Genomic DNA, 22713 nt, shown 5'->3' on the forward strand with positions numbered 1-22713 from the left:
CGCAACTCCCCGTTCGCCCCGAGTAGGACCCGTTTGTTCAGGGGCCGTACCGAGGGGTCACACCGGACGTGCCTCGATACGCGCCTCAAAAGACGGCGCTACTCGGCACGAACGGTGGGTACTGCTCCTCGATCATCCGGAAAGCTCTTCGCTGGCTAACGCGCACGGAGTGCGCGTTCCAAAGCGCTGGGCGGGCACGTTTCTGGTGGGCTCGATCGTTCGCCGCATTCTGGAGTGCCTGCGAGTTTCTCTCTTCCGTTTGTTCATCTGGCTGTGCTACAGGTCGACGCGCCACACACGGCAAAGAGGGGGTTCTGCATGTTTGACCGGTTCGGAACCGCAGTCACGGGCGTTCGTGGTGCGTCGCTCGTCACCCTCGTGACGGCCGTCGGACTGCTCGCTGTCGGCGCACTCGTTAACAACCTGTGGGCGGCACCCCGGGTGCCGGCCGCGGGGCGGGCCGTGCTTGCACAGTGTGCGGGCGATTGCGACGGTGACGGGACCGTCCGGGAGCGGGCGACGGTGCGGACTTTCGACGAGGCGACCTGCGGCAGCGACGGCTGCACGATTACGCAGGTCGCAGGGGTCCGTTAGGGGGATTGCCCGCAGGGGATTTCTTCGTCTGTTGCGAGAATTCGCCGTCGCGGCGGTAGAGGACGGCAAACGGGTGGCCCCTTTGCCCCGCAGCGGCGTGGGGCGGGGACGCCCGACGGAGGGGCTTGTCATGACGCATCGACACTCTGAATTCGGAACCGGACGCCAGGTGCTCGCCACCGCGGCGTTAGCCGTGGGGTGGCTCATTCTGTTGGCCACAGCCCCGCCGGCGGCAGCGCAGGAGTGTACGGGCGACTGCGGCAATGACCACACGGTCACCATCGAGGAGGTGGTGACAATGGTCAACATCGCGCTCGGGACCAAGGACATCGAGATCTGTCCACTGGGGGACGTAGACGGGAATGGCGAGGTCACCATTGACGAGATCGTCAAGGCGGTTGCCCTGACCCTGAGCAGCATGGGCTTCGAGGCCCGGGGCACGTGTACGGTCCCCGGGACGACAGCCAGCGCTCCGGAGAAACCGTGCGCCGACGGAACCGTCGTCCGGGTCTACCGGTGTCTCGATCGCGCCCGCTGTCTGGAGGACGAAGACGCGCGGCGCGTGCTCGGCCGCACGGAGGTGACACCGGGGAGCGAGGGTGCCTTCGCGTTTACCGGAATCGCCGACTGTTACGGCGGTACGAGCACGTTTCTGTTCGAGGCGGAGCCGCAACCCGAGAAGCCCGACGACAAGTTGCGCGTTATCGACTTCGGGGTGGTTGCCAACCGCGCGCGGTCGACGGCTGTAACCGTCGTCGATGACGTACAGCTCAGTCCGATCACCGAGGCCACGGTGCGGTTGGTGGACGAAAACGGCCTGGAGAACTTCGGCCAGGAGACCTTCGACGACCTCCTGGAGGTGGTTACCGACACCATCGATCCGGCCTCACTGGTCGGGCAATCGCCCGGCGCGGCGGCGGCGGCCGCGACCACCACGGCGCGCGAGGATGCCGACGTGCAGGCGGTAATCGCGACGGTGTTGCGGCACGACGTGCCGGCGTCGACGAGTATCGATCCGCGCGGCAATGTGGATCTTTACAAGCTGACCCTGCACGAGCAGACCGCGATTGTCCTGCAGATGACGCGATCGAGCGGCGCGATCGCGCCGTGCCTGCAGGTGGTGAGCCCGTCCGATCCCAGCCTCAACGAATCGGCGTGCGGCGACCCGTCGGTGCGGCTCAGCCTGCGCCTGGGGGCGGGAACGTACTATGTGTTCGCCGAGGACGAGGACGGCGACGGTATCGGGTCATACGATCTCGTTTACCTGCGGCTGACGCGCGAGGATGCGACGGCGATCGGGGGCGACGTGTTGAGCGAGGCCATCGGCCCGCTGGGGGACATGGATCCGTACTCTTTCACGCTGGCGGAGTCGTCGCAGGTGCGCCTGCGGGGCACGCGGGCGGCGGGCAGTGTCTCGCCATGCCTGGAGTTACGGGCGCTCGGGGCAACCGAAGCGCTCGCGGGCGGCACGGCGTGCAGCGAGGAGGCCACGCAGCAAGTGGAGGTCTGCCTGCACGCCGGGACGTACATCGCGCTGGTGAGCGACGCAGGCAACAACGACGAGGGATCGTACAACCTGCAGTTGACCACGTTCCCGCGTCCGGGCTGCCAAACCCCGGGGGCGACGGCGACGCCGACGCCGAGCCCGTCGCGGACGACAACGCCGTCGGCAACACCGACGCGAACCGCAACGCCGACGCCAAGCAACACGGCGATTCGGACAGCGGCGCCGACGGCAACCAGGACAACTGGTGGGTCGGGCACCGTCTTACGCGACGACCTGGAGCAGCCGGATTTCTGGGAAGACTGGGCCGTCAGCAACGGTTCGTGGCAATGGGGTATCCCAAGCAGCGGTCCGGGGACAGCGCATCAGGGCGACAAGTTGATTGCAACGGTGCTGGACGGCAATTACGGCGACGACACGTCGAGCCGAATCGAGCGTCTAACGAAGTTCGTCGTGCCCGATGCCACACAGAACCCGCGGCTGCGCTTCTGGCACTGGTACAACTTCGGAGGTGGCGACTTAGGGCGCGCGCAGATCAAAGCGGGCGACTCTGACTGGCAGACACTGGAGCAGTTCAGCGGCTACAGCGGCGGTACTTGGAGCTACACGTGGTTGGACCTGAGTGCCTACGCCGGGCAGACGGTACAGCTCGGGTTCTACTTCGAATCGCACGGGTACGACGATTGGCGGGGCCACCACTGGAACGTCAGCTCGGGCTGGTACATCGACGAACTCGAGGTGGTGACCGGGGCCACCGCTCCGCTGACCGCCAACGTGGTGGAGGGCTTCGAGTCCACCGACTTCTGGAGCAACTGGTCGGTGCAGAACGGCACCTGGCAGTGGGGCAAGCTTGAGAGCGGTGGTCCCGGCCTGGCCCACGAGGGGGAAAACGTAATCGCCACCGTGCTCAACGGCGACTACGGCGACGACACGTCAAGTCGGCTGGTGAGTCCGGTGCTGGTGGTGCCGGCGGCGGAGCAGAACCCGCGGCTGCGCTTCTGGCACTGGTACAACTTCGGAGGTGGCGACTTCGGACGCGTGCAGATCAAAGCGGGCGACTCTGACTGGCAGACACTGGCAGAGTTCGCTGGCCATAGCAGTGGAACCTGGAGCTATCCATCGTTGGATCTCAGTGCTTATGCCGGGCAAACGGTACGCGTGGGGCTTTATTTCGAATCGCACGGGTATGACGATTGGCGGGGCCATCACTGGAACGTCAGCTCGGGCTGGTACATCGACGAACTCAAGATCAGGGTCGACTGATTGAGGTCTCTCGGCTGAGGCAACGAGGAGATCGGCGTGACACTCACTGCCCCGCGTCAGACGAGGACGGGAACCCAACGGCCGCGACCGACAACGGTCATCGCACTTCGTTGGCGGCCCTACCAGGATGACTGGTGCAAGCGGGGGCATGGCTACCCTGCGCCGCGCGTTTGCCGGGACTGGCGGGACACCTGTACGACTTACAGGTGAGCGGTGGGGCAGCGGCATCGTGGTAGTGTGGATGGCAGTCGGCGGATGCGCTCGCCCGGCCATGCAGTGCCTGCCAGTACCGCGCTTGGCCGTACGCCAGATCCGTCCTGGCCTTCTCTTCGCACCCGCGGTCCACCAAGAGAAAGGAAGAAATCCACGCATTCACCCCGCCATCTCGCTGCGTACTGAGCGTCGAGAAGTGGGAGCGCAAAGGCGAGGACGCGTGGAGCAGCGAGGGCCGCTTCGCGCTGCGGCGATCTCAAGGATCCATCGCGTGCACGGCGCTCGATCGCGGGAGTGACCTCCACGAGGGATCCACCCGAAGTCAAGATCTAGCCCCGGCGGACGAACGGGAGAACGGGCGGCAAGCAAGAAGGGAGATAAGGGGCTCGGCGAACAGGCGCCGCACCGGCCCGTCGTCAGTCAGGCGCCGCGCCGCCGGCCGCGCCGACTCGACGGCACGAAACAGCGCCATGTACCGAGCTGTCCGGCTGGCTTCCCCTTCTCGCACCGCTCCTCCTTCGCGTACCGCACGCAGGATGCCGCCTCACGCCATAAGGTCCTCCACCCACCCCTGAGCTTCGTCCTGTGAGCATTGCACGAAGTCGCATTCTAGGACGCCTCCCGGTAGGAGAGAATCTCCACCTGCATCTGCTCCGCTGCCTTCTTGCGCGAGGCACCGAGCTTCTCCATCTCTTTGTACACGGCCGCATCGAAGTAACGCTCGCCGCACTGGCGACACACGCCTGCCGGCACGCCGCGGATCACCTTGAGCCGGCGGCCCCAGCGGAAGTCCACATCGACCTTCGAGGGTTCGACCCTGCCGCGACAAAAGTAGCATTCACTCAGCATCCGTTCTCACCTCCTTCTCTTCGCCCATCCGGGTTCCCATTCGTCCGCATCGGGCTGGTACGCCGTGACGATCAGGATCTCGTCCGCCTCCAGGCGCCCGCAAACGACGTGAATCGGCCGCTCCCCGGCGTGGCCGAGAATGAGACAACTAGGCCCGCGCGGATCGTCCGGATAGTCTTCGATGATTTCCCCGTTCTCGATCGCCCTCTCGATCTCATCCGCGCGGATGCGTCGCCGCCGCAGCTTCTCGGTGTGCGTGAACGATACCACGTACTTGCCCGCCGCGATGCGCTCGCGCACCGTCCCCAGCCGCCGCGCTTTCGCATCACCGGGCTTGCGCGCCACGTCGTCTCCTCCCCGGCCCAGGAACCCAAACGGCCACGACCTCGCGCTCGGCGCAACCAGCCGCCGCGGAAAGCCGACGCTGAACGCGTATCCGCCGCGACCGATCTTCACCCGGACGAGGCGCAACGCCGTCGTCGCCCGCTCGCGTTGTGGCCCGTAGAACTCGACGAACCTTCCAACCTCGCAGAAGACCACCGTCCGCTCGTCCACCTTGCCGATGAGGCGGCCGTACTGTCTCGAAAAGCGCATTCCAACGAGAGGTCCGAGCGGCCAGCGCCGCACCAGTCGCCAGCCAAGATCGGGGCCGTGAGCCAACAGAGGCGCGAGCCAATCGTGTCGCTCGATCATTCCGCGCCATCTCCGCCAGGACGATCCATGGCGAAGGTGTCCACTGTAGGAGGCCAACGCCGCGCTGAGATGCCCGAACCCGGGGCCGGACGCCGTGAGGTCCACCATCCTATCCATGCCGCGCCGCTGAACGTGCTCTTCCTCGAACGTCGACATGCGCCGGGCGCAGTTCCGCACTGTTTGGCGGCGCGGCACCCGGTGGCTCCAGAATGTGTTCCAACCCACAAAGTCAACACCCCGGCCAACCGCCTGCGGGATCGCCTCGGGCTCTCGCCAACGCAGGCGCAGCCGCTCATCGACAAAGGCGATGAGCGCGTCGCGCCAGTGCGTGAGCACCGCGGCATCCGTATGCAGCAGAATCAGGTCGTCAACGTAGCGCACATACAGGCGACACTTCACCTGCCGCTTGACGAACTGATCGAGCTCGTTGAGGTAGACATTGGCCCAGAACTGGCTCGTCAGATTGCCGATCGGCAGCCCGCATTCGTTGTTCTTGTCGAACAGGCTCTTCTGTCGCGGTATCGGGTAGGCTGCCGTGCCGGGGCGAGAGACGCGCCCCGTCGCGCAGATCCTGGCCGAGCGAATACTTGTGGTAACGACCGAAGTTCCGCACAACCTGCTCGAAGAACAGGCAAAGGTCGTACGCCGCCTTGTAGACCTGTCCCCCCGAAGCCCCCCCGGGCGTAGGGGGGAAATGATCGACACGTCAAAGGGTCCATAATCGACCTGTGCTCCGTAGCCCGAAGGGCGAAGGGGCATCACAAGCCGCCGCGAACGGCACGGACGTAGTAGTCGTTGGTCTTTTCGTAGTCGTACACGTAGCCGTCGTCGAAGTGGACGAACCACGCGAGGAACGGATAGCGGGCGGAGGTAGTAGCCGACCAGTAGAAGCTGGACTGCGTGCAACTGCAGCTCGTCGCGCTGCACCCGGGCGCGCAACTGCCGTTGAACGCCGAGGCGACGCACGGACTCGTCACACATGGATACTCTTCCGGCAGCAGGATCATCCCGAGCTCCGCAAACGTCGGGAGCCGCCAGTCGTTGGCCCCCGCGAAGCCAGACCCCGCGTTCAGGCCATCGCGCAAGAACGTCGCGTACGCCGTTCCGTTGCCATTGTAGTACGGCCACCAAGTGCTCCAAGTCCACACGTCATCTTTGTCGTGGATGTCGCCGTTGTCGCTCTTCTTCTCCCACACCAGCCCGCTCAGGTTGTCGGTCACCGTCCCGTTGCCGTTGTCGGTGTAGCGCGACGCCACCGCACACGTGGTGCCTAAACCCTGCAGCTTGGTCCACGCGGTGTCGTACTTGATCCGGCACTTCGCCAGCTTCTCCAACAACTTCGTGTAATCGGCAAACGCGGTCCCGTAGCGTTTTCCGAGCTGGTACTCGACGCACTTCTCGTACTTGCCCTTGGCCTTGGCCCGCCCGGACAGACATTTCTGTTCGTCCGTCGCCGCCATCGCCACGCCCGACCACAGCGTCACCGCCACTCCCGCGGCGATCCCCAACGAAACCAACGATGCTCTCATGGGACTCCCTCCCGTTCATGCCCGGAAATGCCCACGCCAGCCGCGCCTCCGGACGACGGCGACGGCGACGGCGACGGCGACGGCGACCGCGAACGACTTGCCCGCCAGGTGCGATCTGTCAACTGACCCATAGCCATTACGAATGCCCCATCTGACGCGATCTTCAGTACCGACGTTCCCACCCCCCGCTCGTCCACCCCCCGGTAACCGCGAGTTTACCCCTGATACAACCCTGACAAACCGCCCGTCAAGAGTTCTTTGCACCCCGTGGAGCATGCGCCGGGCCTGCTCGGGCGCACGCGGCGATTGCGAGAAGACGGAACTTGCCACGCGATCGCCAAAGGCCTTCAGCGTATCCGTGCCCGAGTAAGCCATGAAGAGGCCGCGGTTCGGCATGAGAAGCGCCCGCCCGTTCCAGCCCACCACGTCGCCATCGTGCCCCCAGTAGCTTCGGCCATCGATCTCGAGCTCCAAGAAGCCGAAGCCGATGCCCTTCATCTCCGGATGGCGATGTCGTAGGGTGCCGCCCGCGGTATCGCGTCCAGCCCATCGCGTTGCACCTGCAGCGGCGTCAACCGGCCGGTCAGGGCGTCGCGCCTGAACGCTGTGACGGCCTTGCTTCCGGCGGCCGCCACGTACACGTGCTTCCCGTCGGGACTGATTGCGAGGCCGGGGGGTTGGACGAGGCCCTCGATCCCGCCGACCCGGTCACGTAGCACCTCGACGAAGCGCAAGCCGGCGTGGCTCGGCCCGGTCGGGAGTGCTTCGACTCGCATCGGGGTGAGTACGACGTTGCATAGCACGGTTGGCGGGACACCCACGACCGATCACCCCGGAAACGGCCACCCAGCACAGCCGTCGACCCGGACGGCGGATTCGCGGGTGTCACATGTTCCGGCCCTTTTCGGCATCATGTTGCGAGATCCGCCTCCTTTCGCGGTAGAAGATGCGAAGGGGTTGCTCGCGTGAGCACGGTAGATCCGTCGTCGAGCTTGTAGGCGGAACCGCGCTTACCCAACGTGCAGGAAGGAGAAGACGAATGAAGGGACACCATCGGCACCGGCGCAGACTGCTGCGCGCCGCTTTCGCAGCCATCCTGGCGCCTCTGAGCGCGTGTGCATCGAGCCCCGCGTTGATTGGCCCACGACCGGCGCCCGAGGCGCGCGTCGGCGAGACGGTCAGCGGTAGCGCCTGCGGCATCCTTGTGATGGGCTTTATCCCCGCAAAGACGAACTCGCGCACGGAACGAGCGTACGCCGATGCCCTCGGCGGACGCGGGGGCACGCTCACCGACACCGCCATCAAGTACTCCTGGTACGTGATTCCGGCTGTCGGCCTCATGCTCTGCACGGAAGTGCAAGGGAGGGTGGTGTCATGAAGCGGATGGCGAACGGCCTGCTCGGTGTCGCGACACTGGTGACCATCGGCTGCAGTGGACCCCTGACACGGGTCGCACCCCAGCCGCCGGAAGGCGTGGCGCTCACGAAGGAGGCCCGCGGCACAGCCTGCGGCGTCAACCTCTTCGGCGTGATTCCGATCAGCGTGAACGACCGCGCCGAGCGCGCTTACCGGCAAGCGGTCGAGCGCTCGGGCGGGTCCGGGTTGACCAACACCAGCGTGGTCGACCGGTGGTACTGGATCTATGTCGGCCATATGGTGTGCACGGACATCTCTGGCATTGGATTTACTCAGGGAGGATGACTCGACCTCCACGCCGTGCCGTTGAAATCCCAGCATCGCCAGTGTCAGCGGGGTGGCACCAGGCCGCCCCGCTAGCGCCACCAAACACCGCGGCCACCGAGCGCCGACCCGCGAGGGGCGAAGCTCCCGTCGGTTCCCGCATCACCGGCAACCATCACTGCGAAAGGCTTCTACTCGAGAGCTACGGAAACCCGCAGCGAATCGTTGCCAGCCGCGGCTTTGCGTCGATCGAGAACCGGATGTTTCCGCGCGACTCACCTGTCGCCGCCGAGCCGCTACTGCAGCCGACGAGAACGTTGCCGACGCCGCGTAGGATCTCGTCCACGTACACCCTGCCATCGAGGTCATCGTCGGCACTCGGACATGCCTGCAGGGGGCGCTCCCCGAGAGCCATGCCCGTCGCGGTTACCAGTTCGGTCACGTCGACCTGCCCATCGCCGTCGCAATCGGTCAGGCAGAAACTCCCCCGTGGGTAAAGCACGTCGCGCGCCCCGCGGTCGTCGCCGGCGTTCCGGACCTCAACCCAGCCACGCCTGGCGTCGCCGAGAGCAGCGTCCTGGTGCCGGCGGGGAAGACGAAGCGCTGCACGGTCACGGCAACCTTTGACCCGGCACAGATCGGCACGCCGAACCCGCTGTCGGCGAACGGCCCGAGCAGTCCGGAGCTCGCGCCGCTCGATGCCGGCAACAACACGACGGAGCCGGTGCTCGACGTGCTGGATCGCGGTGATTTCTGACGGCAACCGGTCCCGCGAGTGCGGCCGGAAGGGCGGTTGTGGCGCCGAGGGGAGGGGGAAGTTCGAATGGTGCGTGTCCGATCTGGGGCAAGCGGTACCCAGGGGATGCCCCACGCCTTGACTACCCAATTTCGTGCGGTCATACTGATAGTATGACCAGTGCGAAGATTGCGATTAGCCTCCCGCCGAGGATCGCCGCGCGCGCACGGCAGGCCGTGCAACGGGGACGTGCGACGAGTGTCAGTGCCTACGTGGCCGCGGCGCTCGAAGAGAAGGTCAAGATGGACGACCTGTCGGCCTTGCTCGCCGAGATGTTGGCGGAATCGGGCGGCCCGCTCACCAAGGCTGAGCAGCGCGCGGCCGATCGGGCGCTGGGCGTTCCGGTCCGAAAGTCGACGCCCCGGAGACCCCGCCGCTGATGGCTGGCCTCACGCTGGATGCGGGCGCGCTCATCGCCTTCGAGAAGAACGACCGGCGGGTCGTGGCACTGATTGCTCGGGCGCTCGATCGTGAATATGCGTTGGCGGTGCCGGCGGGCGTGGTCGGTCAGGTCTGGCGCGACGGACGCCGGCAAGCCCGTCTCGCCCGGCTGCTGGCCGCACCGGACGTCGAGGTCGAGCCGCTCGACGACGAAGCGGCCCGGGCGGCAGGGCAGATGTGCGGCGTCAGGAACACCGCCGATGTCATCGACGCCTCCGTGGTGCTCTGTGCAAAACGGCGTGGCCATCGGATCGCGACCTCCGATCCCGAGGACATCCGAGCCCTCGATCCCGATGGGCTGGTGATCGTTGTCTAGTCTGTACGCGGCCGGCTCGGCCGGCGCTTTCCCAACTTGTCACCGCCCCTCACCCAGCCGCGAGGGACGTAGGGGACGGTTCCTCTGATCGCACGATGCGCTGATCGGATTTCGGTGTGGCTCTTGGCCACGGTGATCGTTGTCGGTGTCGCGAGCATGGGTGGCGCAGCGGCGGTCCTGCCATCGGCGTTCGGTGGCGGCGCCGGGGCAGCCCCGCCGCGCCGGCCCAGCAGGCGGCGCCGATTCCCTTCCCTCATCGGCGGTGGTCTCCGAAGCGCGAATGGCGGCACGGGCCCGTGGAGCCGCGGCGGCCGCTACCGGACACGAACGACCGCGCCGAGCGCGCCTACCGGCAAGCGGTCGAGGGCTCGGGCGGGTCCGGGTTGACCAACACCAGCGTGGTCGACCGGTGGTACTGGATCTATGTCGGCCATATGGTGTGCACGGACATATCCGGCGTTGGATTCACTCAGGGAGGATGACTCGACCTCCACGCCGCGCCGTTGAAATCCCAGCATCGCCAGTGTCAGCGGGGTGGCACTAGGCCACCCCGCTAGCGCCAACAAACACCGCGGCCACCGGGCGCCGACCCGCGAGGGGCGAAGCTCCCGTCGGTTACCGCATCGACGGCAACCATCGCTGCGAAAGGCTTCTACTCGAGAGCTACTGAAGCCCGCAGCGAATCGTTGCCAGCCGCGGCTTTGCGTCGATCGAGAACCGGATGTTTCCGCGCGACTCACCTGTCGCCACCGAGCCGCTACTGCAGCCGACGAGAGCGTTGCCGACACCGCGCAGGATCTCGTCCAGGAACAGCCAGCAACGGGCCAGATCCGCCGCTTTCTTCATATGCTACCCTCCGGCGCTTCCACCTCGGTGCGTTTGCCCTTCGCGCTCGGCGTTTCGCTCTCAAGACGCCAGATGGCCGCTCCGTGGCTTCAGCCGGTATACATCTTCGTGCGAAACTTCGCAGCGTTTAGCAAGCTCGTTTCCGTTTGCGATTTCCACGGATGCGCGTGCGGCACGGAGAAATCAAATGGGGACGACGCGAGACGTCCTCCTATCCCTGAGAAGCCGCGCAGGCGGGTCGCAGCGGAATACGGTTGCCCCGGACCGATCCGGGCTGGCACAACCGCTGCAAAGGTTTCCTATGGGCGATCCGCCCGGCAACGGCGGCGGGAGGCCGCCGGGCTCGGACGCCGGAAAGGACGCAGTCATGTCCCTCGTGGCACTCACGCAACGACCCGTGCACACCGTCCTCGGTTCGCACACCGTACTCGAGGCGGCCAAGCGGATGTGCGAACACGCCGTTGGGGCCCTGGTCGTCACCGATAACGACGGCACGACCCCGCTCGGGGTCGTTACCGACCGCGACCTCGTCTGGATGATCGCCGAGGGCCTCGATCCCAAGATAGCCGAGGTGGCACAGTTCGCCCGCGCCCCGCTGCACACCGTGTCGGTCAGCGACTCCGTCGCCGACGCGGTGCGCACGATGCGCGAGCACGGGGTGCGACGCTTGCCCATCGTCGACGGCGAACACCACCTCGTCGGCCTGGTGTCCCTCGACGACGTTCTCGCGCTCCTCGGCCAGGAGATGGCCGACGTGGCGGCCACGATCTCCGGGGAGCTGGCCGTCGAACGCCGCATCACGGCAACCTGAGCCGACCCGCACCCCGGCCCATCTTCAATGTCCCGCCATAACCCCAACCACCAGAAGGCCGGCGAGGAAGGCGGCAAACCGAAGCATCTCGCGAATGCGCGGGCGGCGCGCGGAAATTACGGGCAGTTGGATCGGCGGGTAGTGGTTGCGCGGCCACATCTCCGTCAGGTCAACCGGGTCGCAGGGCACCCCGGGGGCATGTCTTCGGCGTCCCCGGACCTTTCGCGATCGCGGCTCCCGGCAAACAGCCCCAGCGCTTCGCGGGCCATCGCGGCGACCCGCGCCCGCAACGCATCCGGCGGAAGGCCGGCCACTCCGACGCTCCAGCGCCGCCCTTCCGCACTGCGCAGCCACCGGAAGACGACCCAACGGCGGTCGAGTTCGTCCTGCGCCACCGGAGCGAGCGCGTCGTCCTCGGCTTCTTCCAGACCCTCGACTAGCCGATCGAGTGCCGGCGTCAATTCCCCCAGCGGTACGGCGACCTCGTCGCAGACCTTGCTACCCGCGATCCCCCAGAGACGAATCGTCCCGGGACCAGCGCCGGGTTGCACGGCAATCGCGGCATTGCGCCACACGCGGTTGATAAACAGGCGCCGCCGTATGGTCTCGATACCCTCGATGATCCGCTGACGGCGGGCGGCCTCCTCGAACCGCTCGGCGGCTGCGAGTTCGTTCCGCTCGGCAATCAGGCCCGCCAGCGCCGCCTTCGACCGGGCACTGAGCGCCAGAACAGCGCGAAGGAAATCGCGCCCGTAGTCGCCCGGCGTCACACGCCCGAGGCAAGGAGCGCTGCACGCATGGAGCTGCAACCGAAAGCAGTGCGCCCACGCGCCGGGCGTCTGCGGGTCGTCGCACGTCCGTAAACGGAATGCGTCGCTCACGATCGCGACGGCGTCGCCGACGCGAGCTTGCGGGTTGAACGGACCCAGTGCTCGCACGCCATCCGCAGGAGCCGGCGTCACCGTCAGTCGAGGAAACGTCTCCCGGTAATCGACGGCGAGGTAAGAGTAGCGCTCGTGCCGCCGCAGGCGTTTATTCAGGGGCGGAGCGAGCGCCTGCACCAGGGCGATCTCGCGCAGCAACGCAGCGAAGTCCGACCCCGTAGGCTCGATCGTAACGGTCGCAGCCGAGCGCCGCAGCGCGCGCACCTTACGCAGGCGATCGGCCGTCGGTTGGAAATAGGAAGCCAGACGTGCGCGGAGGTTGCGGCTTTTGCCGACATACAACGCGCGGCCGTCGGCTCCGCGAAAGACATACACACCGGGGATACCCGGCACCTTGCCGCTATTGGACGCCAGTTCGCCGAGACTGAACACCATTCCCACCTCACCTCCGCCGCGACGCCCGCCGCGACGCCCGAGCGATCATGGTCCAGAACCGGATGCCGGGAAAGACCCGAAGAGTCGGCGTGAAGGCTAACAAGGCGTCGAAGGACTCGGCACCGTCCTTCGCGGCGGCCGTCGCGACGACGATCGACGCGCGCGGCCCCTTTGACCGGGCCTGCCCTTACCGGCTACGAGACCAGATCATGCACAACTTCAAGACCGGAACAGTAAGCGCCAACGGCCTACGGTTCGCGACCATCGAAGCGGGCGACGGGCCACTGGTATTGTGCCTGCACGGGTTTCCGGACCACGCTCCCTCTTTCCGGCATCAACTGCCGGCGCTGGCCGCGGCGGGGTATCGTGCAGTGGCTCCCTACATGCGCGGCTACGCGCCGACGGAGACACCTTCCGACGGTCGCTATCAGACGGCGGTGCTGGCGCAGGACGCGATCGAGTTAATCTCCGCTCTCGGCTACTCGTCGGCGGCGTTGTTCGGTCACGACTGGGGAGCGCCTGCGGCCTACGGGGCGGCGATTCTCGCCCCGGAGCGGGTCACGAAGCTCGTCGCCGCCTCGGTACCGCACGGACCGGGCATGCTGGAGGCGTTCATGTCGAGCTACGCTCAGCAGCGCCGATCCTGGTACATGTTCTTCTTCCAGATGCCGTTTGCCGATGCCGCCGTGGCGCACGACGATTTCCAATTCCTCGAACGGCTGTGGCGGGACTGGTCACCCGGATGGCACCCCGCGGCCGAGGACATGGAAGCTCTCAAGGCGACGTTCCGCGCGCCCGGCGTTCTGCAGGCCGCTCTCGGCTACTATCGTTGTACTTTGAACCCGGCCTTGCAGGACCCGGGGCTCATGGAAACGCAGGTGCGCATCGGCATGGCGCCGGTGGAAGTGCCGGCGTTGTACATCCATGGGGTCGAGGACGGCTGCATCGGGGTCGATCTGGCGCGGGGGCTGGAGCCCTGGTTCACGCGCGGTCTACGCACGGAAATTGTCGCTGGGGCCGGGCACTTCGTGCACCAGGAGCGCCCGGCGGAAGTGAACCGGGTGTTGCTGGATTTCCTGCGCGGACGGTAAGCTCCGCCGCGAAAAGCGCGAAGGGCCCGCGTGGAGTGCACGCGGGCCCTTCGCAACGACACTTCGCGGGGAGACCGCTCACTGGGGCGGGACCGCCGGTGTCTGCGATTCCTTCTTTTCCTGCCGTTTGCGACGGCGTTCGCGTTTCTTCTCCGACTCGGCGCGCGCCATGTCGCCGCGGTCGGTGAGCTCGATAACGGACATCGGTGCGGCGTCGCCGTGGCGCGGGCCGACCTTGACGATGCGGGTATAACCGCCGGGGCGGTCGCGAAAGCGTTCGGCCACTTCGCCGAAGAGCTTGCCGACGACGCTGTTCTTGCGAATGAACGCGGCGGCCTGCCGGCGCGCGTGCAGGGTACCGCGCTTGGCCAGGGTGACCATGCGGTCGGCGACGCGGCGCAGCTCCTTGGCCTTGGCATCGGTGGTGCGCAGGTGTTCGTGCTCGAACAGCGACGTCACCATGTTGCGAAACAGCGCCTTACGGTGCGAGCTGCTGCGATTGAGCTTTCGTCCCGAGTTCAGATGTCTCATGGTCACCCCAGCACGCGGTTCGGCGGACCGGCCGCGTGTGCGCCGTCACCTCAGGCGCTCTGTTTCTCCTTCGCCCAGCGTTCGTCGAGTTCGGCCCGGCTCGGGAAGTTATCGATCTTCATGCCGAAGTCGAGGCCCATGTCATGGAGGATCTCTTTGATTTCGTTGAGGGACTTGCGGCCGAAGTTCTTGGTCTTCAGCATCTCGCCTTCGGACCTCTGGACGAGTTCGCCGATGTACTTGATGCCGGCATTCTGCAGGCAGTTAGCCGAGCGCACGGAGAGTTCGAGTTCGGCCACCGGCCGGAAGAGGTTTTCGTTCAGCGTCGGGCGCGGCTCCTCGCTGACCTCCACGGCCTCGGGACCTTCTTCGAAGTTGACGAAGATGGCAAGCTGGTCCTGGAGAATGCGGGCCGCGTAAGCGACGGCATCGTCGGGGCGCACGCCGCCATTGGTCCACACTTCGAGGTTGAGGCGGTCGTAGTCGGTACGCTGGCCGACGCGGGCATTGGTAACGGTGTAATTGACCTTCCGAATCGGCGAGAAGATGGCGTCGATGGGAATAGTACCGATGGGCGCGTCTTCTTCCTTGTTCCGTTCCGCCGGGACGTATCCGCGGCCGACCCTTATGGTCAGGGTGGCATCGAGCACGCCGTCCTTGGAAAGGGTCGCGACGTGCTGCTCCGGATTGAGGATCTCGACGTTGGGGCCAACTTTGATGTCGCCGGCGCGGACCACGCCTTCCCCCTTCGCCTGAATGCGGGCCGTCTCCTGCACGCCTTCGGCGAGCCGCAGCCGCACCTCTTTCAGATTGAGGACAATATCGGCAACGTCCTCGCGCACACCGGGCAGGGTCGAGAACTCGTGCAGTACGCCTTCGATCTTCACCGCGGTAATGGCGGCACCCTGCAGGGAAGACAGGAGTATACGGCGCAGCGAGTTGCCGATGGTGATGCCGAAGCCGCGTTCGAAGGGTTCGCCCACGAACTTGCCGTAGACGGCACTGATGGACTTATCGTCGGCTTCGAGCTTCTTCGGCTTGATCAGATCACGCCAATTGCGTTGCGGCAGCATAGTCAGAGCACCTCCTGTCGCCGTTAGGTCGGTCGTGCTGCGCTCACTTCGAGTAAAGCTCGACGATGAGCTTCTCGTTGATCTGCGCGGACAGTTCGGCGCGAGTGGGCAGGACTTTAAGGCGGGCGCTGAACGCCTCGCGTTGAACCTCGAGCCAATCCGGCCATCCTCGGCGTTCGGCCTGCTCCATCGCCTCGACGATACGGTTGACGCTACGGCTCTTCTCGCGCACGGCCACGACCTGACCGGCGCGAACCAGGTAAGACGGTATATCGACCTTGCGGCCGTCGATAAGGAAATGCCCGTGGCGCACGAACTGGCGCGCTTCGGCGCGGGAGGTCGCGAAGCCCATGCGGTAGACCATGTTATCGAGGCGGCGTTCGAGCAGGACGAGCAGGTTCTCGCCGGTGATGCCGCGCTGCCGTTCGGCTTGCAGAAAGTAGCGGTGGAATTGCTTCTCCATCAGACCGTAGGTCCGTTTGACCTTCTGCTTCTCGCGCAACTGGATGGCGTACTCGGAGAACTTACTACGGGCCTGGCCGTGCTCGCCGGGCGGGTAGTTACGCCGTTCGATGGCGCACTTGTCCGTATAGCAGCGGTCGCCCTTCAAGAAGAGCTTCAGGCCTTCGCGCCGGCACAACCGGCAGACCGAATCGGTGTAACGAGCCAACGACTTACCCTCCCTGTCTCAGACGCGCCGGCGCTTGGGCGGCCGGCATCCATTGTGGGGGATGGGGGTAACGTCGCGGATGACGCTGACCGCGAATCCCACCGCTTGCAGGGCGCGCAGTGCCGACTCGCGCCCCGAGCCGGGGCCTTTGACGTGTACTTGAAGATTGCGAACCCCGGCGTCCATCGCCTTGCGGGCGGCGCTTTCCGCCGCCAGTTGGGCGGCAAAAGGGGTGCCCTTGCGGGAACCCTTGAAACCGACGGAGCCGGCGCTGGACCAGGCCACAACGTTGCCCACCGGGTCGGTGATCGTGATGATGGTGTTGTTGAACGTGGAGTGAATGTGCGCGACCCCTTCGCTCACGGTTTTCTTAATCTTGCGCCGCTTGGGCGCCTTGCCGGCTTTCGCCGGGGTCTCGGCGCCTCGCGCCGCGCTATCGTCCTTGGCCATCTTCTACTCCTTCGTGGCGCAGAGTCCTGCCCATCAGCCCTTGGGCGGCGCGGACTTCTTCCCGGCGATGGCCCGTCGTGGTCCCTTGCGGGTGCGGGCATTGGTGTGCGTGCGCTGGCCGCGCACGGGAAGGTTGCGCCGGTGACGCAAGCCCCTATACGAACCGATATCCATCAGGCGCTTGACGTGTCCCGCAACCTCGCGGCGCAGGTCGCCTTCGACCTTGCACCTGGCATCGATGACCTGTCGGATACGAACGACCTCGTCCTCGGAGGCGGCATCGCTGCGTTTGTTCGGATCGACCCCGGCCTCGGAAAGAATCTTGCGAGCCGAGGTGCGTCCGATGCCGAATATATAGGTGAGGGCCACTTCGAGCCGCTTGCTGCGCGGTAGGTCGACCCCGGCAATTCGTGCCATATATTGTCGCTCCGTTATCGGCCGTTGCTAACCCTGCCGTTGTTTGTGGCGCGGGTTGCTACACAGGACCCGTACCACTCCCTCGCGGCGGATGATCTTGCACTTCTTACAGACAATCTTGACTGATGCCCTGACTTTCACTGTTCCGCTCCCTCTGACCGGCGGCCGCTTGCCTGCGGGCCGGCCCTCACACCTGGCTGAGCACGTAAGGCCCTTCCTCGGTCACCGCCACCGAGTGTTCGAAATGCGCCGACCGCCGGCCGTCTTTGGTCACCGCAGTCCAGCCGTCTTCCTTGACGCGCACGTCCGCTCCTCCGGCATTGACCATGGGCTCGATGGCCAGAACCATGCCGGCGCGCAGGCGAACACCGCGGTCGCGCGTTCCGAAGTTAGGCACCTGCGGCTCTTCGTGCAGGTGGCGGCCGATACCGTGGCCGACGAAGTCGCGCACCACGGAGAACCCCGCTCGTTCGGCAGTTTCCTGCACCGTCGCCGAAACATCGCCGAGGCGTCGGCCGATTCGCACGCAGTCGATCGCCGCCCACAGCGCTTCCCGGGTGGTGTTCATGAGCCGCACCGATTCGTCGTCGGCTGTACCGACCGGAACGGTAATCGCAGCATCGCCGTAGAACCCTTGATAGCAGACGCCGAAGTCGAGCCCAACGATGTCGCCGTCGCGCAGCCGGCGATTTTCCGACGGGATACCGTGAACGACCTCCTCGTTGATGGAGATGCACAGGGTACGGGGGAACACGCGCCCACCGACCTCGTACCCCTTGAAGGCCGGCACCGCGCCGCGCTCCCTGGTCATGTTCTCGGCGACCGCGTCCAGCTCCGCGGTCGTCACTCCCGGCTGGGCGCGCGCCTGCAACTCGGCAAGGATATCGGCGACAATGACGTTAGCGGCGCGCATTACCGCAATCTCCTCGTGCGTCTTCAGTACGATCATAGGTCGCGTCCCGGTACGTCCGGGGCGTCGCTTCCGCGGCCGCCCCGAAGCAGCGGTTCGACGAACGGCCGCCAGGGATCGGTTGGCCGCATCGGTCAGCAGTCCGGCGGAGTCAGCCACGGCGCCCACGCAGCCGTCCCCGCTTCATGAATCCCTGATAGCTGCGGGTCAGCATGTGAGTTTCGATCTGGGCCATCGTATCCAGCGCGACGCCGACGACGATCAGCAGCGCGGTCCCGCCGAAGTAAAACGGAACGTTGAAACGCTGAATCAGGATCGACGGTAGGACGCAGACGGCCGAGACGTACAGCGCGCCGCCAAGCGTCAATCTCGACAGGATGCGATCGATGTACTCGGCGGTGCGCTGGCCGGGCCGAATGCCCGGGATGTACCCGCCGAACTTCTTCATATTGTCCGACACGTCAGCGGTGTTAAACGTCACCGCCGTGTAGAAATAGCAGAAAAAGATAATCAGGCCGACGTAGACGAGGTCATAGACCACGGCGCCGGGAGTCAGCACCTCGACCAGAGTGCGGGCCCATGCCGTCTCTCCGAAGGGTCCGAGTCCGAAGAGGGTCTGCGGAAACACCAGCAGCGAGGACGCGAAAATCGGTGGGATAACACCGGCGGTATTGACCTTCAGGGGCAGGTGCGACGATTGCCCCCCGTACATGCGCCGGCCAACCACGCGTTTGGCATACTGCACGGGGATGCGGCGCTGTCCGCGTTCCATGAAGATGATGACCCCGACGGTAAGCACCATCAAGGCAACGAGCGCGAGCAGCACCAGAATACCGAGTTCGCCTTCGCGGACGAACTCGTAAGTGGTGACCGCCGCCGACGGCAGTGCGGAGACGATGCCGGCGAAGATGATCAGAGAGATGCCGTTGCCGATGCCCCGTTCGGTGATCTGTTCGCCGAGCCACATTATAAAGATGGTGCCGGAAGTAAGCGTAAGAACCGTCATGGCGCGGAAGGCCCAGCCGGGGTCGAACACCACCGAACCGCCGCCGGGGGCCTGGATCTGCTCGATGCCGATGCTGATGAACAGGCCCTGAACCACGGCGAGCAACACGGTGCCGTAGCGGGTGTACTGGGTGATTTTGCGCCGGCCGACGTCGCCCTCTTTGGACAAGCGCTCGAGGTAGGGGATCACCACGGTCAGCAGTTGCAGGATAATGGACGCGCTAATGTACGGCATGATGCCCAGAGCGAAGATCGAGAACTGCTCCAGGGCGCCGCCCGAGAAGAGGTTGACCAGACCGAACATGGTGTTGCGCGCCTGTTCGAAGAACGCGGCGAGCGCCTTCCCGTCGATCCCCGGGGTAGGGACCGCCACGCCGACGCGATACACGGCAAGGAGTCCGAACGTGAACAGCAGGCGTTTGCGCAGCTCGGGAATGCGCGACGCGTTTTGGAACCCCTCAAGCACCGGGGACCACCTCCGCGCTGCCGCCGAGCGCCTGCAGTCGGTCACGGGCCGCGCCACTGAAGCGCTGCGCCTTCACGGTAAGGGCCTTATTCAGCTCGCCCTTGGCGAGGATCTTGATCGGCTCGCGCAGGCTATGAATCAGCCCGCGTTCGCGCAGGGCTGCCGCATCGACGACGGCACCGGCCTCGAAGCGGGCCTCGAGCTGCCCCAGGTTAACGACGCGGAAGGCGACCCGGAACGGATTGCGGAAGCCGCGTTTGGGGAGTCGCCGTTGCAGCGGCATCTGACCGCCTTCGTATCCGGGCGGCGTATTGCCGCCGGACCGCGCTCCGCGGCCTTTGTGTCCGCGGCCGGCCGTCTTGCCGTTTCCGGACCCTGGTCCGCGACCGACGCGCTTACGTTTCTTCGTCGCACCGCTGGCCGGGGCAAGCCTGCTCAGGTCCATCTAGTTCTTCACCTCAATCAGGTGCCCCACCGCACGGATGCGGCCCTGGTTCGACGGGTTGTCGCGAACTACTGCGCTCTTACCCAGCCGGGTCAGACCGAGCGCCCGCAGGGTCGCGCGCTGGCGCTCGGTGCTACCGATTGCGCTGCGAACCTGCGTCACCTTCAACATCCTGGGCTCGCTCACGTCTCTAACCTCGCAACTCCTCGACCGCCTTGCCGCGCAGGCTGGCGATCGACTCGGGTGCTCGCAGTTGGTTGAGGGCGTCCATGGTGGCCTTCACCATGTTGTGCGGGTTATTCGAGCCGATGCACTTGGTGAGGACGTTACGAACGCCGGCGAGTTCGACGATGGCGCGCACGCCGCCGCCCGCGATAACCCCGGTCCCGTCCGTCGCGGGCCGTAGCAGCACGTGGCCGGCGCCGAATCTTCCCTGCACTGCGAACGGAATCGTGCCCTCGCTGAGTGGCACGCTGAGCATACTCTTCTTCGCACGTTCGATCGCCTTGCGAATCGCTTCGGGCACTTCGTTGGCTTTTCCCAGCCCGTATCCGACGCGTCCGTTGCCGTCCCCGACGACCACCAGTGCACTGAAGCTAAAGCGACGTCCGCCCTTTACCACCTTGGCGACGCGGTTGATCTGCACCACCTTTTCCTTCAGTTCGACCCCGCCGACTTCGATACGATCGCGGCCGCGTCCCGATGTCATCCGTCCCGGACTCGCCATACGTCAGAACTCCAAGCCGGCTTCGCGCGCGGCATCTGCGAGGGCCTGCACGCGGCCGTGGTAGAGGAACCCATTGCGATCGAACACGACGGAGCGAATGCCGCGCTCCTGGCAGATGCGGGCGATGAGAGCCCCCACGTGCTTGGCGGCGTCGCGGTTGCCGCTCCCTTTGATCTGGTCCTTCAGTGCCGGCGACAGCGTCGACGCCGACGCGAGGGTGCGCCCGGTCTGGTCGGAGATCACTTGCGCGTACATGTGTTTCCCGCTGCGGAACACGCACAGGCGCGGGCGCGCGTCGGTACCGGCGACGCGGCGACGAACGCGCGCCTGGCGTCGCTGACGAGCGAGTTGTCTGAGCGCCACGGTCATGATCACCCGCCTCCCGCGGCTCCGGCCGCCTTACCGGCTTTGCGCCGGATCTTCTCTTCGGCGTATTTGATACCCTTGCCCTTGTACGGCTCGGGGGGCCGCAGCTCGCGCACCATCGCCGCCGTCTGTCCGAGCAACTGTTTGTCGATCCCCTCCAGCGTAATGACGGTCTGCTTGTCCACCTTCGCCTGTACGCCCTCCGGCAACTGGAAGAGGATCGGGTGGGAATAACCGAGGGTCAGATAGATCGCCTGGCCGCGGACTTCCGCACGGTAGCCGACGCCGACGATTTCGAGCACCCGGGTAAACCCGCTGTGCACGCCATGCACCATGTTGGCAATCAGGCGTTGCGTCAGGCCCTGTGCGGCGCGATGGTTCTCGTCGGCGCGGCGTACGTGCAGCGTGCCATTATCCTGATCGATGGCGACCCCGGAAGGCACACGGCACTCCAGTTTCCCTTTCGGACCCTCGACCCGCACCAGCCCGGCATCGACGCGCACGGCAACACCGGCAGGCAGGGGGATGGGCAGTTTACCGATCCGTGACATGTTCGTTGCCCTACCAGACCGAGCAGAGCAGCTCGCCGCCCAGATTGAGCTTGCGCGCTTCGCGATCGGTCAGAATGCCAGCCGGCGTCGAGACCACATTGATTCCGAGTCCTCGACGCACTTGCGGAATCTTGGTGGCGCCCACGTAAACGCGCAGGCTGGGCCGGCTGACCCGTTGGATGCCGGTGATCACCGGGCGGTTGTTGTTATCGTACCGCAGCCACACCCGCAGCACCTTGCGGACGCCGTCCTCGACCACGGTAGCTTCCTTGAGATAGCCTTCAGCCACCAGCACCTCGGCGATGCGCGTCTTCACCCGCGACCACGGCACGTCCACCTGCTCCTTGCGGGCGTGCGCCCCGTTACGAATGCGCGTCAGGAGGTCGGCGATAGGATCGGTCATCGACATCGCGTCACCTACCAGCTCGCCTTGATGAGCCCGGGTATCTCCCCTTTGCGCGCGAGGTCGCGCAGACACAGGCGGCACATCTTGAAGCGCCTGAAGAATGCGCGCGGTCGCCCGCACAGGGGGCAGCGGTTATAGGTACGCACCCGGAACTTGGGGGGGCGCTGCGCTTTCACGCGCAAGCAGGTTTTTGCCACTTCCGTACTCCTAGCTGCGGAACGGCATCCCGAGCGCCTGGAGGAGGGCCCGGCCGTCCGCATCCGTCTTGGCCGTTGTCGTTATACACACCGTCAACCCGCGAACTTTCTCGACCTTGTCGAGATCGATCTCGGGAAAAATGATCTGTTCGCGCACGCCCAGCGCGTAGTTGCCGCGCCCGTCGAAGGCGCGTTCCGAGACGCCCTTGAAATCGCGCACGCGGGGCAGGGCGACGTTCACGAGGCGATCGAAGAACTCGTACATACGGGCGCCGCGCAGGGTGACCATGCAACCGATGGGCATACCGGCGCGCAGCTTGAAGTTAGCGATCGCCTTGCGCGCTTTCGTCACCACCGGCTTCTGCCCGGTTATGGCGGCAAGCTCGGAGGTCGCCGCGTCCATGGCCTTGGCGTTCTGAATCGCCTCGCCGAGGCCGATGTTGATGACGATCTTTTCCAGCCGTGGCACCTGGAAGCGGTTGGCGTACCCGCGTTCCTTTATCAGCCGCGGCAGGATCTCGCTCTCGTAGCGTTCACGCAAACGGGTTGCCATC

The 22713-nt window shown here is 65.7% G+C and carries 32 protein-coding genes and 1 pseudogene; 10 read left to right on the forward strand and 23 right to left on the reverse strand.

Features of this window, described 5'->3' with window-relative positions; genetic code table 11:
• The first annotated feature begins 318 nt into the window (after positions 1 to 318).
• Together L6Q96_20530 and L6Q96_20535 are read left to right on the forward strand one after the other, a co-directional pair.
• Positions 319 to 594: a hypothetical protein gene (locus L6Q96_20530; GenBank protein MCK6556937.1), complete on the forward strand. Its 276-nt coding sequence runs from the start codon at positions 319 to 321 to the stop codon at positions 592 to 594.
• A 130-nt stretch (positions 595 to 724) separates the two neighbouring features.
• The gene (locus L6Q96_20535; GenBank protein ID MCK6556938.1) at positions 725 to 3361 is read left to right on the forward strand and encodes an immune inhibitor A; all 2637 of its coding nucleotides are present in this window, start codon (positions 725 to 727) and stop codon (positions 3359 to 3361) included.
• Positions 3362 to 4183: 822 nt separating this feature from the next.
• Here L6Q96_20535 and L6Q96_20540 read toward each other — a convergent pair.
• The 4 genes from L6Q96_20540 to L6Q96_20555 all read right to left on the reverse strand — a co-directional run bounded on the left by L6Q96_20540 (position 4184) and on the right by L6Q96_20555 (position 7466).
• A complete protein-coding gene (locus L6Q96_20540; protein ID MCK6556939.1) occupies positions 4184 to 4423 on the reverse strand; it encodes a type II toxin-antitoxin system MqsA family antitoxin in 240 nt (79 codons plus the stop codon).
• 6 nt (positions 4424 to 4429) lie between these two features.
• The gene (locus tag L6Q96_20545) at positions 4430 to 5731 is read right to left on the reverse strand and encodes a DUF4258 domain-containing protein (protein MCK6556940.1); all 1302 of its coding nucleotides are present in this window, start codon (positions 5729 to 5731) and stop codon (positions 4430 to 4432) included.
• Positions 5732 to 5874: 143 nt separating this feature from the next.
• A complete protein-coding gene (locus L6Q96_20550) occupies positions 5875 to 6645 on the reverse strand; it encodes a DUF1566 domain-containing protein (GenBank protein MCK6556941.1) in 771 nt (256 codons plus the stop codon).
• A 494-nt stretch (positions 6646 to 7139) separates the two neighbouring features.
• Complete coding sequence (locus tag L6Q96_20555; GenBank protein ID MCK6556942.1) at positions 7140 to 7466, reverse strand: lactonase family protein; 327 nt, start codon at positions 7464 to 7466, stop codon at positions 7140 to 7142.
• Positions 7467 to 7684: 218 nt separating this feature from the next.
• On the opposite strand from L6Q96_20555, the gene L6Q96_20560 reads away from it, so the two are divergent.
• Complete coding sequence (locus L6Q96_20560; GenBank protein ID MCK6556943.1) at positions 7685 to 8023, forward strand: hypothetical protein; 339 nt, start codon at positions 7685 to 7687, stop codon at positions 8021 to 8023.
• Complete coding sequence (locus L6Q96_20565; protein MCK6556944.1) at positions 8020 to 8346, forward strand: hypothetical protein; 327 nt, start codon at positions 8020 to 8022, stop codon at positions 8344 to 8346. Before L6Q96_20560 ends, L6Q96_20565 begins: the two co-directional genes overlap by 4 nt.
• A 181-nt stretch (positions 8347 to 8527) precedes the next feature.
• On the opposite strand, the gene L6Q96_20570 is transcribed toward L6Q96_20565, so the two are convergent.
• Positions 8528 to 8827, reverse strand: coding sequence for a hypothetical protein (locus tag L6Q96_20570; protein MCK6556945.1), 300 nt, complete (start codon positions 8825 to 8827; stop codon positions 8528 to 8530).
• Between the two features lie 78 nt (positions 8828 to 8905).
• On the opposite strand from L6Q96_20570, the gene L6Q96_20575 reads away from it, so the two are divergent.
• From L6Q96_20575 to L6Q96_20590, 4 genes are all read left to right on the forward strand, one after another.
• On the forward strand, positions 8906 to 9082 hold the full coding sequence (locus tag L6Q96_20575) for a hypothetical protein (GenBank protein MCK6556946.1): 177 nt from the start codon (positions 8906 to 8908) through the stop codon (positions 9080 to 9082).
• 152 nt (positions 9083 to 9234) lie between these two features.
• Entirely contained in the window at positions 9235 to 9501 is a 267-nt protein-coding gene (locus L6Q96_20580; protein MCK6556947.1) for a toxin-antitoxin system antitoxin subunit, read from the forward strand.
• Positions 9501 to 9878 carry a PIN domain nuclease gene (locus tag L6Q96_20585; GenBank protein MCK6556948.1) on the forward strand — a complete coding sequence of 126 codons (378 nt, stop codon included), beginning with the start codon at positions 9501 to 9503 and terminating at the stop codon, positions 9876 to 9878. Before L6Q96_20580 ends, L6Q96_20585 begins: the two co-directional genes overlap by 1 nt.
• Before the next feature lie 296 nt (positions 9879 to 10174).
• A complete protein-coding gene (locus tag L6Q96_20590) occupies positions 10175 to 10360 on the forward strand; it encodes a hypothetical protein (GenBank protein MCK6556949.1) in 186 nt (61 codons plus the stop codon).
• 181 nt (positions 10361 to 10541) lie between these two features.
• On the opposite strand, the gene L6Q96_20595 is transcribed toward L6Q96_20590, so the two are convergent.
• A complete protein-coding gene (locus tag L6Q96_20595; protein MCK6556950.1) occupies positions 10542 to 10724 on the reverse strand; it encodes a hypothetical protein in 183 nt (60 codons plus the stop codon).
• 367 nt (positions 10725 to 11091) lie between these two features.
• On the opposite strand from L6Q96_20595, the gene L6Q96_20600 reads away from it, so the two are divergent.
• The gene (locus tag L6Q96_20600; protein ID MCK6556951.1) at positions 11092 to 11535 is read left to right on the forward strand and encodes a CBS domain-containing protein; all 444 of its coding nucleotides are present in this window, start codon (positions 11092 to 11094) and stop codon (positions 11533 to 11535) included.
• A gap of 164 nt (positions 11536 to 11699) precedes the next feature.
• Here L6Q96_20600 and L6Q96_20605 read toward each other — a convergent pair whose 3' ends face one another.
• Positions 11700 to 12854, reverse strand: coding sequence for a GIY-YIG nuclease family protein (locus tag L6Q96_20605; protein MCK6556952.1), 1155 nt, complete (start codon positions 12852 to 12854; stop codon positions 11700 to 11702).
• 89 nt (positions 12855 to 12943) lie between these two features.
• Between L6Q96_20605 and L6Q96_20610 the strand changes: the two genes are divergently transcribed.
• Complete coding sequence (locus L6Q96_20610; GenBank protein ID MCK6556953.1) at positions 12944 to 13945, forward strand: alpha/beta hydrolase; 1002 nt, start codon at positions 12944 to 12946, stop codon at positions 13943 to 13945.
• 180 nt (positions 13946 to 14125) lie between these two features.
• Here the strand turns inward: L6Q96_20610 and rplQ are convergent.
• From rplQ to rplE, 16 genes and pseudogenes are all read right to left on the reverse strand, one after another.
• A pseudogene (rplQ, locus tag L6Q96_20615) lies at positions 14126 to 14476 on the reverse strand (50S ribosomal protein L17).
• Between the two features lie 50 nt (positions 14477 to 14526).
• Entirely contained in the window at positions 14527 to 15549 is a 1023-nt protein-coding gene (locus L6Q96_20620) for a DNA-directed RNA polymerase subunit alpha (GenBank protein MCK6556954.1), read from the reverse strand.
• A 43-nt stretch (positions 15550 to 15592) separates the two neighbouring features.
• On the reverse strand, positions 15593 to 16219 hold the full coding sequence (gene rpsD, locus L6Q96_20625) for a 30S ribosomal protein S4 (GenBank protein ID MCK6556955.1): 627 nt from the start codon (positions 16217 to 16219) through the stop codon (positions 15593 to 15595).
• A gap of 18 nt (positions 16220 to 16237) precedes the next feature.
• Entirely contained in the window at positions 16238 to 16669 is a 432-nt protein-coding gene (rpsK, locus tag L6Q96_20630; GenBank protein ID MCK6556956.1) for a 30S ribosomal protein S11, read from the reverse strand.
• A 33-nt stretch (positions 16670 to 16702) separates the two neighbouring features.
• Positions 16703 to 17086, reverse strand: coding sequence for a 30S ribosomal protein S13 (gene rpsM / locus L6Q96_20635; protein ID MCK6556957.1), 384 nt, complete (start codon positions 17084 to 17086; stop codon positions 16703 to 16705).
• A 27-nt stretch (positions 17087 to 17113) separates the two neighbouring features.
• The gene (rpmJ, locus tag L6Q96_20640) at positions 17114 to 17227 is read right to left on the reverse strand and encodes a 50S ribosomal protein L36 (GenBank protein MCK6556958.1); all 114 of its coding nucleotides are present in this window, start codon (positions 17225 to 17227) and stop codon (positions 17114 to 17116) included.
• 46 nt (positions 17228 to 17273) lie between these two features.
• Complete coding sequence (gene map / locus L6Q96_20645) at positions 17274 to 18035, reverse strand: type I methionyl aminopeptidase (protein MCK6556959.1); 762 nt, start codon at positions 18033 to 18035, stop codon at positions 17274 to 17276.
• 112 nt (positions 18036 to 18147) lie between these two features.
• Positions 18148 to 19467, reverse strand: a complete 1320-nt coding sequence (secY, locus tag L6Q96_20650) for a preprotein translocase subunit SecY (GenBank protein ID MCK6556960.1) — start codon at positions 19465 to 19467, stop codon at positions 18148 to 18150.
• Positions 19460 to 19912: a 50S ribosomal protein L15 gene (gene rplO, locus L6Q96_20655; GenBank protein MCK6556961.1), complete on the reverse strand. Its 453-nt coding sequence runs from the start codon at positions 19910 to 19912 to the stop codon at positions 19460 to 19462. The genes secY and rplO overlap by 8 nt, the downstream gene beginning before the upstream one ends.
• Positions 19913 to 20098: a 50S ribosomal protein L30 gene (gene rpmD, locus L6Q96_20660; GenBank protein MCK6556962.1), complete on the reverse strand. Its 186-nt coding sequence runs from the start codon at positions 20096 to 20098 to the stop codon at positions 19913 to 19915.
• A gap of 4 nt (positions 20099 to 20102) precedes the next feature.
• Entirely contained in the window at positions 20103 to 20621 is a 519-nt protein-coding gene (rpsE, locus tag L6Q96_20665; GenBank protein ID MCK6556963.1) for a 30S ribosomal protein S5, read from the reverse strand.
• A gap of 21 nt (positions 20622 to 20642) precedes the next feature.
• On the reverse strand, positions 20643 to 21011 hold the full coding sequence (gene rplR / locus L6Q96_20670; protein MCK6556964.1) for a 50S ribosomal protein L18: 369 nt from the start codon (positions 21009 to 21011) through the stop codon (positions 20643 to 20645).
• Positions 21011 to 21556, reverse strand: coding sequence for a 50S ribosomal protein L6 (gene rplF / locus L6Q96_20675; protein ID MCK6556965.1), 546 nt, complete (start codon positions 21554 to 21556; stop codon positions 21011 to 21013). Before rplF ends, rplR begins: the two co-directional genes overlap by 1 nt.
• 10 nt (positions 21557 to 21566) lie before the next feature.
• A complete protein-coding gene (rpsH, locus tag L6Q96_20680) occupies positions 21567 to 21965 on the reverse strand; it encodes a 30S ribosomal protein S8 (protein MCK6556966.1) in 399 nt (132 codons plus the stop codon).
• An 8-nt stretch (positions 21966 to 21973) separates the two neighbouring features.
• The gene (locus tag L6Q96_20685; protein MCK6556967.1) at positions 21974 to 22159 is read right to left on the reverse strand and encodes a type Z 30S ribosomal protein S14; all 186 of its coding nucleotides are present in this window, start codon (positions 22157 to 22159) and stop codon (positions 21974 to 21976) included.
• Positions 22160 to 22169: 10 nt separating this feature from the next.
• Positions 22170 to 22712: a 50S ribosomal protein L5 gene (rplE, locus tag L6Q96_20690; protein MCK6556968.1), complete on the reverse strand. Its 543-nt coding sequence runs from the start codon at positions 22710 to 22712 to the stop codon at positions 22170 to 22172.
• Position 22713 lies beyond the last annotated feature (1 nt).

The sequence above is a fragment of the Candidatus Binatia bacterium genome (assembly GCA_023150935.1).
Lineage (GTDB): Bacteria > Desulfobacterota > Binatia > HRBIN30 > HRBIN30 > JAKLJW01.

Coding starts and splice junctions, on each gene's coding strand:
- L6Q96_20530 (MCK6556937.1), top strand. CDS start 319: ATGTTTGACCGGTTCGGAACCGCAGTCACGGGCGTTCGTGGTGCGTCG.
- L6Q96_20535 (MCK6556938.1), top strand. CDS start 725: ATGACGCATCGACACTCTGAATTCGGAACCGGACGCCAGGTGCTCGCC.
- L6Q96_20540 (MCK6556939.1), bottom strand. CDS start 4,423: ATGCTGAGTGAATGCTACTTTTGTCGCGGCAGGGTCGAACCCTCGAAG.
- L6Q96_20550 (MCK6556941.1), bottom strand. CDS start 6,645: ATGAGAGCATCGTTGGTTTCGTTGGGGATCGCCGCGGGAGTGGCGGTG.
- L6Q96_20560 (MCK6556943.1), top strand. CDS start 7,685: ATGAAGGGACACCATCGGCACCGGCGCAGACTGCTGCGCGCCGCTTTC.
- L6Q96_20565 (MCK6556944.1), top strand. CDS start 8,020: ATGAAGCGGATGGCGAACGGCCTGCTCGGTGTCGCGACACTGGTGACC.
- L6Q96_20580 (MCK6556947.1), top strand. CDS start 9,235: ATGACCAGTGCGAAGATTGCGATTAGCCTCCCGCCGAGGATCGCCGCG.
- L6Q96_20585 (MCK6556948.1), top strand. CDS start 9,501: ATGGCTGGCCTCACGCTGGATGCGGGCGCGCTCATCGCCTTCGAGAAG.
- L6Q96_20595 (MCK6556950.1), bottom strand. CDS start 10,724: ATGAAGAAAGCGGCGGATCTGGCCCGTTGCTGGCTGTTCCTGGACGAG.
- L6Q96_20600 (MCK6556951.1), top strand. CDS start 11,092: ATGTCCCTCGTGGCACTCACGCAACGACCCGTGCACACCGTCCTCGGT.
- L6Q96_20605 (MCK6556952.1), bottom strand. CDS start 12,854: ATGGTGTTCAGTCTCGGCGAACTGGCGTCCAATAGCGGCAAGGTGCCG.
- L6Q96_20620 (MCK6556954.1), bottom strand. CDS start 15,549: ATGCTGCCGCAACGCAATTGGCGTGATCTGATCAAGCCGAAGAAGCTC.
- rpsK (MCK6556956.1), bottom strand. CDS start 16,669: ATGGCCAAGGACGATAGCGCGGCGCGAGGCGCCGAGACCCCGGCGAAA.
- rpsM (MCK6556957.1), bottom strand. CDS start 17,086: ATGGCACGAATTGCCGGGGTCGACCTACCGCGCAGCAAGCGGCTCGAA.
- map (MCK6556959.1), bottom strand. CDS start 18,035: ATGATCGTACTGAAGACGCACGAGGAGATTGCGGTAATGCGCGCCGCT.
- rplO (MCK6556961.1), bottom strand. CDS start 19,912: ATGGACCTGAGCAGGCTTGCCCCGGCCAGCGGTGCGACGAAGAAACGT.
- rpsE (MCK6556963.1), bottom strand. CDS start 20,621: ATGACATCGGGACGCGGCCGCGATCGTATCGAAGTCGGCGGGGTCGAA.
- rplF (MCK6556965.1), bottom strand. CDS start 21,556: ATGTCACGGATCGGTAAACTGCCCATCCCCCTGCCTGCCGGTGTTGCC.
- rpsH (MCK6556966.1), bottom strand. CDS start 21,965: ATGTCGATGACCGATCCTATCGCCGACCTCCTGACGCGCATTCGTAAC.
- rplE (MCK6556968.1), bottom strand. CDS start 22,712: ATGGCAACCCGTTTGCGTGAACGCTACGAGAGCGAGATCCTGCCGCGG.